General features: G+C 62.6%; 11 protein-coding genes. 7 read left to right on the top strand and 4 right to left on the bottom strand.

Annotated features, from left to right (window positions below):
- Nucleotides 1-8: 8 nt before the first annotated feature.
- Nucleotides 9-1,097 (top strand): polyamine ABC transporter substrate-binding protein, encoded by a 1,089-nt coding sequence (locus AC19YS_RS24230; RefSeq protein ID WP_106580308.1) that lies wholly within the window; start codon nt 9-11, stop codon nt 1,095-1,097.
- Entirely contained in the window at nt 1,094-2,389 is a 1,296-nt protein-coding gene (locus tag AC19YS_RS24225) for an NAD(P)/FAD-dependent oxidoreductase (RefSeq protein ID WP_500602789.1), read from the top strand. The genes AC19YS_RS24230 and AC19YS_RS24225 overlap by 4 nt, the downstream gene beginning before the upstream one ends.
- 105 nt (nt 2,390-2,494) lie before the next feature.
- Here the strand turns inward: AC19YS_RS24225 and AC19YS_RS24220 are convergent, their stop codons facing one another.
- Nucleotides 2,495-3,388, bottom strand: coding sequence for a LysR substrate-binding domain-containing protein (locus AC19YS_RS24220; RefSeq protein WP_106580306.1), 894 nt, complete (start codon nt 3,386-3,388; stop codon nt 2,495-2,497).
- Nucleotides 3,389-3,501: 113 nt separating this feature from the next.
- Here AC19YS_RS24220 and AC19YS_RS24215 point away from each other — a divergent pair, with 113 nt between their 5' ends.
- Genes AC19YS_RS24215 through AC19YS_RS24205 form a run of 3 tightly spaced genes read left to right on the top strand, consistent with a single transcriptional unit; the run spans nt 3,502 to nt 5,765 of the window.
- The gene (locus AC19YS_RS24215; protein ID WP_169366485.1) at nt 3,502-4,506 is read left to right on the top strand and encodes an aldo/keto reductase; all 1,005 of its coding nucleotides are present in this window, start codon (nt 3,502-3,504) and stop codon (nt 4,504-4,506) included.
- A 15-nt stretch (nt 4,507-4,521) separates the two neighbouring features.
- On the top strand, nt 4,522-5,319 hold the full coding sequence (locus tag AC19YS_RS24210) for an SDR family NAD(P)-dependent oxidoreductase (protein WP_500602788.1): 798 nt from the start codon (nt 4,522-4,524) through the stop codon (nt 5,317-5,319).
- A 29-nt stretch (nt 5,320-5,348) separates the two neighbouring features.
- A complete protein-coding gene (locus AC19YS_RS24205; RefSeq protein ID WP_119741650.1) occupies nt 5,349-5,765 on the top strand; it encodes an SRPBCC family protein in 417 nt (138 codons plus the stop codon).
- A 133-nt stretch (nt 5,766-5,898) separates the two neighbouring features.
- On the opposite strand, the gene AC19YS_RS24200 is transcribed toward AC19YS_RS24205, so the two are convergent.
- Both AC19YS_RS24200 and AC19YS_RS24195 read right to left on the bottom strand, forming a co-directional pair.
- Nucleotides 5,899-7,293 carry a sensor histidine kinase gene (locus tag AC19YS_RS24200; RefSeq protein WP_106580302.1) on the bottom strand — a complete coding sequence of 465 codons (1,395 nt, stop codon included), beginning with the start codon at nt 7,291-7,293 and terminating at the stop codon, nt 5,899-5,901.
- Entirely contained in the window at nt 7,271-7,954 is a 684-nt protein-coding gene (locus AC19YS_RS24195; RefSeq protein ID WP_010564812.1) for a response regulator transcription factor, read from the bottom strand. Before AC19YS_RS24195 ends, AC19YS_RS24200 begins: the two co-directional genes overlap by 23 nt.
- Nucleotides 7,955-8,277: 323 nt before the next feature.
- Between AC19YS_RS24195 and AC19YS_RS24190 the strand changes: the two genes are divergently transcribed.
- Complete coding sequence (locus AC19YS_RS24190; RefSeq protein ID WP_500602787.1) at nt 8,278-9,183, top strand: hypothetical protein; 906 nt, start codon at nt 8,278-8,280, stop codon at nt 9,181-9,183.
- Nucleotides 9,184-9,285: 102 nt separating this feature from the next.
- Here AC19YS_RS24190 and AC19YS_RS24185 read toward each other — a convergent pair whose 3' ends face one another.
- The gene (locus tag AC19YS_RS24185) at nt 9,286-10,497 is read right to left on the bottom strand and encodes a multidrug effflux MFS transporter (protein ID WP_500602786.1); all 1,212 of its coding nucleotides are present in this window, start codon (nt 10,495-10,497) and stop codon (nt 9,286-9,288) included.
- A 92-nt stretch (nt 10,498-10,589) separates the two neighbouring features.
- Here AC19YS_RS24185 and pdxR point away from each other — a divergent pair, with 92 nt between their 5' ends.
- Entirely contained in the window at nt 10,590-12,011 is a 1,422-nt protein-coding gene (pdxR, locus tag AC19YS_RS24180) for a MocR-like pyridoxine biosynthesis transcription factor PdxR (protein WP_500602785.1), read from the top strand.
- Nucleotide 12,012: the final 1 nt, after the last annotated feature.

The raw sequence follows: 12,012 nt of genomic DNA, 5'->3' as shown, positions 1-12,012 counted from the left end.
GTGTCGATATGCGTCTTGTGAAAAAGCTTCTCCCGCTGGCCCTGGTGGCCGCGTTCAGCAGTGCCAGCCAAGCCGCGCCGACGGTCAGCGTCTATAACTGGACCGACTACATCGGTGAGACCACCTTGGCTGATTTCCAGGCCAAGACCGGGATCAAAGTGGTCTACGACGTCTTCGATTCCAACGAAACCCTGGAGGGCAAGTTGCTGGCGGGGCGCACCGGCTATGACGTGGTGGTGCCGTCCAACCACTTCCTGGCGCGCCAGGTGAAGGCCGGCGCGTTCCTCAAGCTCGACCGCTCGCAGCTGCCGAACTTCAAGAACCTCGACCCCAAACTGCTCAAGCTGCTGGAGAAAAACGACCCGGGCAATGCGCATTCGGTGCCCTACCTGTGGGGCACCAATGGCATCGGCTACAACGTCGACAAGGTCAAGCAAGTGCTGGGCATCGACCATATCGATTCGTGGGCGGTGCTGTTCGAACCCGAGAACATCAAAAAACTCCACGAGTGCGGCGTCGCCTTCCTCGATTCGGCGGACGAGCTGTTCCCGGCGATCCTCAATTACATGGGCAAGGACCCGCGCAGCGAGAACCCCGAGGACTACAAACAGGCCGAAGCCAAGCTGCTGACACTGCGCCCGTATATCACGTACTTCCATTCCTCCAAGTACATCTCGGATCTGGCCAACGGCGATATCTGCGTGGCCTTCGGGTATTCCGGCGACGTGTTCCAGGCCGCCAACCGCGCCAAAGAAGCCAAAAACGGTGTGAACATCGCCTACTCCATTCCCAAGGAAGGCTCCAACCTGTGGTTCGACTTGCTGGCGATTCCGGCCGATGCCAGCAACCCGAAAGAAGCCCACGCGTTCATCAACTATTTGCTCGACCCCGAAGTGATCGCCAAGGTCAGTGCCTCGGTCGGCTACGCCAATGCCAACCCCGCCGCCAAGCCGTTCATGGCGCCGGAACTGGTGAACAACCCTGAGGTGTACCCGTCGCAGGAAGTGCTCGACAAACTCTACATTTCCACCACGCCGACCCCGGCGACCATGCGCCTGATGACCCGCGCCTGGAGCAAAGTGAAGACCAACAAATGATTTCATCCAGTGACCACGCCCGGTCCTATTACCGTGCTTCGGCCAATGCCATGCCTGAGCGCCCATCGCTGGGCACCGACCTGAGCGCCGATGTGTGCGTGATCGGCGGCGGTTTTACCGGGGTCAACACGGCCATCGAGCTGGCCCAGCGCGGGCTCTCGGTGATTCTGCTGGAGGCTCGGCGCATCGGCTGGGGCGCCAGCGGGCGTAATGGCGGGCAGTTGATTCGTGGCATCGGCCATGACGTGTCGGGGTTCGCCAGGTACGTAGGCGAGGAGGGCGTACGTTACTTGGAGCGGGCCGGGATTGATTCGGTGGCGCTGGTAGGCGAGCGCATTCGTCAGCACCGCATTGACTGCGATCTGCGCTGGGGCTTTTGCGAACTGGCCAATACCACGGCGCAATTCGCTGCGTTCAAGGGCGAGCAGCAGAGCCTGGCGGCGCTTGGGTATGCCCATGAAACTCGGCTGGTCGAAGCGCAGGACATGCAGCAGGTGGTCGGTTCGACGGTCTATGCCGGTGGCTTGGTGGACATGGGCTCTGGCCACCTGCACCCGCTGAATCTGGTGCTCGGCGAGGCGCAGGTGGCCGAGTCGCTGGGGGTGCGGATTTTCGAGCGCACCCAGATCGTCGAACTGATCCACGGCGACACCGTGCAAGTGCGCTGCGCCGCTGGCACGGTGCGCGCCGCCCACTTGGTGCTGGCGTGCAATGCGCACCTGGATGAACTGGAACCGCGTTTGAGCGGCAAGGTGCTGCCGGCGGGCAGCTACATTATCGCCACCGAGCCGTTGTCCGAGGCAGTCGCCAAGCAATTGATCCCGCAGAACCTGGCGCTGTGTGACCAGAAAGTCGGGCTGGATTACTACCGACTTTCCGCCGACCGCCGACTGTTGTTCGGCGGTGCGTGCCATTACTCCGGGCGTGATCCGGTGGACATCGCCGCGTATATGCAGCCCAAGATGCTCAAGGTATTCCCGCAGTTGGCGGGCACCACCATCGAGTTCCAGTGGGGCGGCAAGATCGGCATTACCGCCAACCGCTTTGCGCAAGTCGGGCGGCTCAAGCAGCACCCGAATGTGTTCTATGCCCAGGGCTATTCCGGGCATGGACTGAACGTGACCCACTGGTGTGCAACGCTTTTGGCCGAAGCCATTCATGCGGGCCACAGCCACGGGCTGGACATTTTCAGCCAGGTGCCGCACATGACGTTTCCGGGCGGCAAGGCCTTGCGCTCGCCGCTGCTGGCGCTGGGGATGTTGTGGTTGCGCCTGCGCGAGAGGTTTGGCTGACCCGGGTGGGAGCGGGCTTGCTCGCCAAAACAGGGTGTCAGGTGATGCATGTGCTGCTGACCCACCGCGTTCGCGAGCAAGCCCGCTCCCACCTTCAAGGCATTGTCAGCCTTCGGGTTCGGTGAGCACTTTGCGGAAGGTTTCCACCAGCGGGCGCAGGTTGACCCGATGCCACGCCGCCCACAACGGTGTGGTGTAGGTCATCCACGGCAGCTCGCGCAACACCACGCCGGGCGGGGCATTGCGGCTCAAGCCTTTTTGCACCATCGCCACGCCCAAGCCCGAGGCCACCAGGCCCAATGCGGTGAACGGCTCGCTGGCTTCCATCGGGATTTGCGGGGTAAAACCGGCCCGAATGCAGGCCGCGACGAAATCATCGGCAGGGTTGGCGCCGGCTTTGCGTTGCACGCCAATCCATTCCTGATCGGCCAGATGTTCGGGCAGCAGTTCGTTGTGTTTGGCCAGCGGATGATGCTCAGGCAGGGCCAGCAGCATGGGGTCGTCCAGCACTTGCAACGCGGTCAGGTCCGGGTCATCGGCGGCCGGTGGCTCGCTGACCAGGGCGATATCCAGGCTGCGCTGGCGCAGGCCTTCGAGCTGTTCGAGCGACGGCAAGTTGTACAGCTTGATATGCACGGTGGGGCGGTCGTCTCTCAACACGCGCAAGGCGTTGGGCAGCACACCGGCGTGCATGGCGTTTTCGATATAGCCGATGCACAAACCGCCTTCTTCACCGCGGCCCAGGCGTTTGCCCAGGGATTCCAGGCGATTGGCGTGGGTCAACAGCGCCTTGGTTTCGGCCAGAAACGTCTGGCCGTCGCGCGTCAAGCGGATGCGCTGCTGGCTGCGTTCGAACAGCGTCAGGCCCAAACGCTCTTCGAGCTGGGCGATCTGCCGGCTCAAGGGCGACTGGGAGATGTGCAACCGTTCGGCGGCGCGGCCGACGTGTTCTTCTTCGGCAACGACTTCGAAGTAGCGCAATTGGCGCAGATCAATCATGTAAGACCTCGCAGGACTCAAGTTGGTCGCAGTATGTCTTGGACGGTCCGATCTATGCAATCTAGGATCTGCTCAACGGTCACAGCGACCCTGAACCCGATTGAGGATCCACCATGAGCTTGAAAGACAAACTGCCCGGCCAACTGGGCTTTGGCACCGCACCGCTGGGCAACATGTTCCGCGCCATTCCCGAAGACGAAGCCCAGGCCACCGTCGAGGCCGCCTGGAACAGCGGCGTGCGTTATTTCGACACCGCGCCGTTCTACGGCTCGGGGCTGTCGGAAATCCGCCTGGGCCAAGCCTTGTCGCAGTACAACCGCGATGACTTCGTGCTCAGCACCAAAGTCGGCCGCGTGATTCTCGACGAAGTCGAAGAAAGCGCCCGCGACCTCGGCGAAAAAAGCGGTGTGTTCGAACATGGCCGCCCGAACAAGATGCTCAACGACTACAGCGCCGACGCCACCCTGCGCTCTATCGAAGACAGCCTGAAGCGCCTGCAGACCGACCGTCTGGACATCGTGTGGATTCACGACATCGCCCAGGATTTCTACGGCGACCAGTGGCTGGACTACTTCAACCAGGCCCGCACCGGCGCCTTCAAAGTGCTGACCCGCTTGCGTGAAGAAGGCGTGATCAAAGCCTGGGGCCTGGGCGTGAACCGCGTCGAGCCGTGCGAGCTGACCCTTGACCTGACCGAAGCGCAGCCCGACGGTTTCCTGTTGGCCGGCCGCTACACGCTGCTGGACCACGAGCGTGCCCTGCAACGCCTGATGGATGCCGCACTGGCGCAGAACGTCGAAATCGTCGTCGGTGGGCCCTACAGCTCGGGCATCCTGGCGGGCGGTGCGCACTTCGAATACCAGAAGGCCAGCCCGGCGATTATCAGCAAGGTCGAGCAGATCAAAGCGATTGCCCAGGCGTTTGGCGTGAGTGTGAAAGCCGCAGCGCTGCAATTCTCCCTGGCCCACCCGGCGGTGGCCGCAGTGATTCCCGGTGCCAGTCGTCCGGGGCGGATTGCCGAAGACGTCGCGGCGTTGTCAGAGAAGATTCCGGCAGCCTTCTGGCAGGCCTTGCGCGACGCACAGCTGATTTCGGCCCGCGCACCTCTGCCGCTTTAACCCGAGGATTCAACCATGAAAATTGATGTGAGCGGCAAAGTAGCCATCGTCAGCGGCAGCACAGCGGGGATTGGCCTGGGCATCAGCCAGGCGCTGGCGGCATCCGGCGCCACCGTGGTGGTGATCGGACGGGACGCGGGCAAGGTCGATGACGCCCTGAACAGCATTCGCCAGGCGGTGCCGAACGCTGACCTGCGCGGGCTGGTAGCGGACCTCGGCACAGCTGAAGGTGCCGAAAAATTGTTCGCTGCCGAACCGCGCGCCGACATCCTGGTCAACAACCTGGGCATCTTCAACGATGTGGATTTCTTCGACGCACCGGACAGCGAGTGGACGCGCTTCTACGAGGTCAATGTGATCTCCGGCGTGCGCCTGGCGCGCCATTATGTGCCGGGCATGGTTGAGCAGGGCTGGGGGCGGGTGATCTTCCTGTCTTCGGAGTCCGGGGTGGCAACGCCGGCGGACATGATCAACTACGGCGTGACCAAAAGTGCCAACCTGGCGGTCTCCCATGGTTTGGCGAAGCGTCTGGCCGGCACCGGTGTGACGGTCAATGCGGTGCTGCCGGGGCCGACCTTTACCGACGGCCTGGAGCAGATGCTCAAAGACGCCACCGCCAAGTCCGGGCGCAGTGCGCGGGAAGAGGCGGACGTGTTTGTGCGCAATGCGCGGCCCACTTCGATCATCCAGCGCGCGGCAAATGTGGATGAAGTGGCCAACCTGGTGGCGTACATTGCTTCACCCTTGTCTTCTGCAACCACGGGCGCCGCATTGCGCGTCGACGGTGGTGTTGTCGACAGCATGGCGATCTGAATTCCTGTCATTTTTTTGGAGTATTTATTGTGGCGACAGCTTCTTCTGTGATTGAGGTTCCGGTTTCGGCCGATCAGGTCTGGCAATTGATTGGCGGCTTTAACACGCTGCCCGATTGGCTGCCGTTTATCGTCAAAAGCGAGGCGAGCGACGGCGGGCGTGTGCGTCACTTGCAAACCGCGGACGGCGGTGTGGTGGTCGAGCGCTTGCAGAGCTTTGATAACGTGGCACGCACTTACAGCTACACCATCGAGCAGTCGCCGTTTCCGGTGAGTGCTTACCTGGCGACGTTGCAGGTTGAGGCGTTGACCGATGCGTCGGCGAAAGTGACGTGGTCCGGCGTGTTCACCCCGGCGGCGGGGACCACGGACGCGGCGGTGGAGGAGTTGTTCACCGGCGTGTACAGCGGTGGGCTTGAGGCGCTGCGCGCCAACTTCCCGGCTTGATCTGCCAGGCCCCACAGGCCCAATGTGGGAGCGGGCTTGCTCGCGAAAGCGGTGGGTCAGTCGATGAATCTGTCGACTGACACACTGCATTCGCGAGCAAGCCCGCTCCCACATTTTTTGACCGGGGTTTTCTTCAGGCTTCAGGCATCAATTGCTGCCGACACTCCAGCAGCAGGCATGCACCCCCGCATTGGCTGTTGCCGACTTCCAACTTGAACCCATGCAGGTTGATGATCGCCGCCACAATCGACAAGCCCAACCCGAACCCGCCTTGCTGGTCGCTTTCATCCACGCGGTAGAAGCGCTGGAATACTGCGTCACGCTCCGCGGCCGGAATGCCCGGGCCGGAGTCGTGCACTTCGATACGCGTGCTGCCGGCATCATTGACGCCACGCAGGATCACCTCACCGTTGGGTGGCGAGAACTTGATCGAGTTGCTCAACAGATTGGCCAAGGCTTCGAACAACAGTGCGCGGTCGCCGGTGATCCACGGCAGCGAGTCGGGCACTTCGAGGCGCAGCTGCAATTCGCCTTCTTCCGCCAGGGGCAGGTAAAAGTCATGCAGTTCGCGCAACAGCGGCAGCGGGTCCATCACCAGGAAACCCGAACGGCGCTGGTGGTCTTCCAGCTCCGAGATGCGCAACAGCCCGCGAAAGCGCGCCATCAGCGTATCGGTTTCGGCAATCGCATCGTCCAGTTTCACTGCGTAGACGGAGTTTTCCTCTGCCTCTTGTTTGATGCGGTAAAGCTGCGCGCGCAAGCGCGTCAGCGGCGTGCGCAGGTCGTGGGCGATGTTGTCGCACACGCCCTTGACCTCGTTCATCAGCTTCTCGATGCGGTCGAGCATGGCGTTGACGATGGCGGCGAGCATGTCCAGTTCGTCGCGTCGGTCAGACAACGGCAGGCGGTGCGTCAGGTCACCGGCGACGATGGCCTCGGCGCTGGCCTGTATGCCGCGGATGCGCCGCAGCGGGCGACGGCGTAACAAATGCCAACCGGCAGCACCGGGGATAATCGTCAGGGAGAGTGCCCACAGCAGCGCATGCCAGATGATCCGGGTCACGCCAAACAGTGAACCGTTGGCGCGCACGAGTACCAGCCAGCGGCCGTCTTCGGTGTGGGTGGCCACTGCATCGCAGCTGTCCTTGGGCAATTTAGGGTCGTCGGAGTCGACACAGTTGGCCAGGGCGTGGATCTTGCCGTCCAGCGGCAGGTCCGGTGGCACTGCGCGGATCGGCCCGCTTAAAGGGCGAAACTGCTCATCGAACAGGCCGTAGGCGTCCACGCCTTTCATGTCGAAGGTCATGCTGGTGGTGAGGGCTTCCACCAGTTCTTCACCGTCGAAGCGTTGAAACAGGTGCTGGCGCTGCATCAGCGAGTGACGCGACAGGTCACCCAGGTAACCCGAGACCTCGTAATACAGCACCCCCATGAGGATGCAGCTCCAGGCCACGAACAACGAACTGTAAAGCGCCAGCAAGCGGCTGCTGGAGGAGCGCCAGCCTTTAGAGGGGTTCAGCAATGACATAACCGGAACCTCGTACCGTGCGGATCAGCGGCGTGAGGCCCGGCGGGTCGATTTTTTTGCGCAGGCGACCGATGTGCACGTCGATCAGGTTGGTGCCCGGGTCGAAGTGATAACCCCAGACTTCTTCGAAGATCATCATTCGCGAGAGGATCTGCCCGGTATTGCGCATCAGGAATTCGAGCAGTTTGTATTCGGTGGGCAGCAGGCTCAACGGCTGATCGGCGCGGCTGGCTTCGCGGCTGATCAGGTTCAGTTCGAGGTCGGCCACGCGCAGGGCGGTTTCGAACTCCTTGACCGTGCTTTTGCGCCGCAGCAGCACTTCGACGCGGGCGGCCATTTCGTCGGACGCAAACGGCTTGGTCAGGTAGTCATCGCCGCCGGCCCGCAGGCCGCGTACCCGCTCGTCGACATCGGAGAGGGCGCTGATCATCAGGATCGGCGTCGACACCCCAATGGTGCGCAGGGTCGTGACGATGGCCAGGCCATCGAGTTCCGGCAGCATACGGTCGAGGGTGATCAGATCGTAATCACCACTCACAGCGCGGACCAGGCCTTCACGGCCGTTGTCCACCCAATCTACATCCAGTCCATGGCTACTCAGCTCGGCGACGATCTCGCGGGCTGTAACGGCGTCATCCTCGATGGTCAAAATACGGGTCATAGGATTACCTGGTGAGCGATTCACACTAGAAGTGGGGGCATTTTGCCAAGAAATGCCTGAACGCTTCCTAAATTAAACTTCATCTTGGCAAAACTGACACAACTTTCATGCCGGCCAGCGCCCACACGGGCCGTGGGCGTTGGGGGATTGCATAAAGCACGCTGTTTTCGATCATTTCTTGCAACTTGCATGGTTTAAGTTAGTTCAATTTTTGTATCTTCTTGAAATATAACGGATTTATTTTTTCGCCCGGCTGGCATGGTGCCTGCACTGTCCCTTTTGAGAGTTGTAACACTATTTTTCCTGCCGGGAGCAAAACAACAATGATCACATCGTCATCCACGCTGCAAGAATCGAGCTCGCACTCTGGGGTTTCCTGGGGGGCGATTTTCGCCGGGGCCGCTGCGGCGGCCGCACTGTCGCTGATCCTGGTGCTGCTGGGCTTCGGACTGGGCTTTTCGGCGGTGTCGCCGTGGGCCGACAGCGGTATCAGCGCCAAGGGGCTTGGCATTTCCACAATTGTCTGGCTGGCGTTCACCCAGATCGTCGCTTCGGGCCTGGGCGGCTACATTGCCGGCCGCTTGCGTGTGAAGTGGGCCAACATGCACGGTGACGAGGTGTACTTTCGCGACACCGCCCATGGTTTCCTCGCTTGGGCAGTCGCTACGCTGGTGACCGCGGTACTGGTCGTCGGCTCGGTGAGCAGTGTGGTCAGCGGCGGCGTTAAAGCCGGCGCCGGTGTCGCCTCGAGCGCCGCCAGTGGCCTGACTCAGGCGGCCGGCAGTGCAGCCAAAGGCGCCAACAGCGGCGACTTTGACTACTACGTCGACAGCCTGTTTCGCGATGATCGCCCAGCCGCCGTCAGCGATGACGCCGTGCATGGCGTTGTAGCGCGCATCTTCACTCGCACCCTGAGCAACGATGGCCAACTGGCCCCTGAAGACCGTACCTACCTCGCTCAGTTGGTCAGCCAGCGCACCAACCTCAGCCAGGCTGACGCCGAAGCGCGTATCGACAAGGTGTACGGCGATGCCCGCAAAGCCATCGAAGACGCCAAGGTCAAAGCCAAGCAAGCTGCCGACACTGCCGCCAAAGTGGCTGCCTACACCTCGCTGTGGACCTTCATTGCGCTGTTGATCGGTGCCTTCTTTGCCAGCTTCGCTGCCACCTTCGGCGGTCGTCGTCGTGACGCCGTGGTGTACGTCGAAACTGAAAACTACGTTCGTTAATCAAGGAGAACAACATGCGCTCATTACTGCTTTGGTTCCTCGGTGTGCCTATCCCGGTCATCATTCTGATCGCGATCTTCATGCACTGATCCTGATCGCGCTTCACCCAAGCCGCGCCTGACCCACAGGCGCGGCTTTTTGTTGCAAGGCCCACCAACCTGCAATCAGCAATGCGCTCGCCACTGACGTCATGATCACCAGGGGTTGCGAGGTGCCATCCGACAGCCACCCGGTGGCCCAACTGCTCACGGCCGTCAGGAACATCTGGATAAAGAAGAACAACCCCGACGCCGTCCCGGCAATCGCGCCGTAAGGCTGCAACACCGACAGCTGGCAGGCCGGAATCACCATTCCCACCGACACCATGATCACCACCATCGGCAGCACAATCGCCAGCCAGGCCTGCGGCAGGGCGACCGTGGCCCCTGCGAGCATCACGCAACCCAGTACATTCAAGCCGATGGCGGCATTGATCAAATGATCGGCTTCAACGCGCAGCACGAGTCGGCGGAACAGGTTGGCGCCGAGCATGTAGCCACTGATCGTCGCGGCAAACACCAGCGCGTAGGCCGTGGCAGACAAGTGAAAGCCGCGTTGCAGCAGAGCCGACGACTCGCTGATAAATGGGAAATACGTGCTGTACACGCAGCCGATCGCCAGGGAGTACCGCAGAAAGTAACGGTCGCGCAGCAACTGGCCGTAGAGGCGCAGCAGGTTGCTCGGCGGGGCGGCGGCGACTTCCGGTGGACGGGTTTCCGGCAGCCGGCGAAACACCACCAGGCACAGCGCCACGCCGATCACGGCCAATACGATGAACAGGCCGCGCCAATGGATGAACGGCAGCATCAGGCTGCCCAGCACCGGTGCGGCCATCGGCGAAATCGCCATGGCCATGGAGATCAGGCCAAGCAGGCGTGCCTGTTCATCGCGGGCGAAGTAATCGCGCACGATCACCCGGCCGATGACCGTGGTGCAGCAGCCGCCCAGTGCCTGGAACAGGCGGGCGACGATCAGCACACCAATGCTGTCGGCCAGCGCGCAGGCCACGGTGGCGACCGCGTACACACACAACCCGCTCAGCAGCACCGGGCGGCGCCCGAAGCGGTCGGTCAACGGGCCGCTGACCAGCAACGAAATGGCCGAGCCCAGGGCGTACAGCGTGAGGGTCAGCTGCAACTGGCTGTCGCTGGCGTGGAAGTCGTCGGCCATGGCCGGCAGGGCTGGCAGGTGCATGTCCAGGGTGATACGTGGCAGGCCGATGAGTACGGTCAGTAGCACCAGCCAGAACCCGGAGGAGAGGGTGCGTTGCGTCATGGGAAGCTTCTTCGCAGGGAGTAGAGTTCGAACTCTAGCGGGGATGTGGTTTAATCCTCAGGGCCACTTGTGCCTCTAACCAATGGACCACTATGAGCCGAGGAAAAGCCGCCGCCCACCTGGACCTGCCGCGCCCCGATAGCCTGGACGCCGGCAAGCAGCAGGGCGCCTACGACGCATTGCGCGCCGCCATCCTGAATCGGCAATTGCCCGCCGGCAGCCGCTTGCCGTCGACCCGCAGCCTGGCCGAACGCTGGCTGGTGTCGCGCGGCACGCTTGAAGCGGCGTTCGAGCGCTTGCACAGTGAAGGTTACGTGCAGCGCGTGGCGGGTTCGGGCACGCGCGTCAGCGCGGTGATCCCCGAGCAATTCATTGCGGCGCCGGCGCTCAGCGCAGGTCCACGCCGCGCGGCCATACCGGATCAGCCCGACGCGGGCGTGCAAAGCCACGTCCCTTTTGTCGCGCGACGCCCGGACGCCAGCCTGTTCGACCTCAAAACCTGGGCGCGGTGCATCTCCCGAGGCTTGCTGTCTGCGGGGCCAGGGGTATTGGAGGCCGCCCACCCGGGCGGCTTGCCCGCGTTGCGTGAACAGATCGCCGACTACGTGCGCAGTTATCGCGGCATGCACTGCGAGGCGGACGAAATCATTGTTACCACCGGTATTCGCCATGGCCTGGACCTGATTGCGCGCACGCTGCTCAAACCCGGTGACACCGCGTGCGTGGAAGACCCCGGTTATACACCGGCACGCCGTCTGTTCAGCCTGGCCGGTGCGCAGGTCGTGCCGGTCCCGGTGACAGCCGAAGGCCTTGATACCGCGCAGCTCCCCGACACGGCGCGCCTGGCCTATGTGACACCGGCGCATCAGGCGCCGCTGGGCATGACCCTGTCGGTGTCACGCCGCCTGGCGCTGCTGGATTGGGCCGCCCGCGCCGACGCCTGGGTGATCGAAGACGACTACGACAGTGAATACAACTACAACAGCGCACCACTGGCGGCGCTCAAAGCCCTGGATTCCGGCGACCGGGTGATCTACTGCGGCAGTTTCAACAAGAACCTGTTCCCCGGCCTGCGCGTGGGTTTCATGGTGGTGCCCAAGGCGTTGCGCCCCGCGTTGCTGCGCACCCTGCAACTCACCGGGCATTCGGTGGGCGCGACGGATCAGTTGGGGCTGGTGGAGTTTCTCGCCAGCGGCGCGTTTGTGCGGCACCTGCGGGCTTCGCGCCAGGCTTATCAGGCGCGCCGCGATGCGCTGCTCGGCTGCCTGCCGGACGAATACCCGGTGAGCGGCCAGCAAGCCGGGCTGCACTTTGTGCTGTGGCTGCCAAGCGGCGTCGAGGAAGCCGAATTTTGCACTCGCGCCGCCGCCGCCGGGCTGACCTTGCAGCCACTGGGCAAGTTCTGCGTCGCGGCGAGCTTGCCGCCGGCGGTGATCATCGGCTACACCGCGCTGACCCTGGCGCAGATTCGCTATCACGGCCGAGTGCTCACGCAATTGTTAATAGCGGCTTAAC

Source organism: Pseudomonas sp. MF08831 (assembly GCF_059862645.1).
This window is presented reverse-complemented; position numbering and strand designations above follow the sequence as displayed.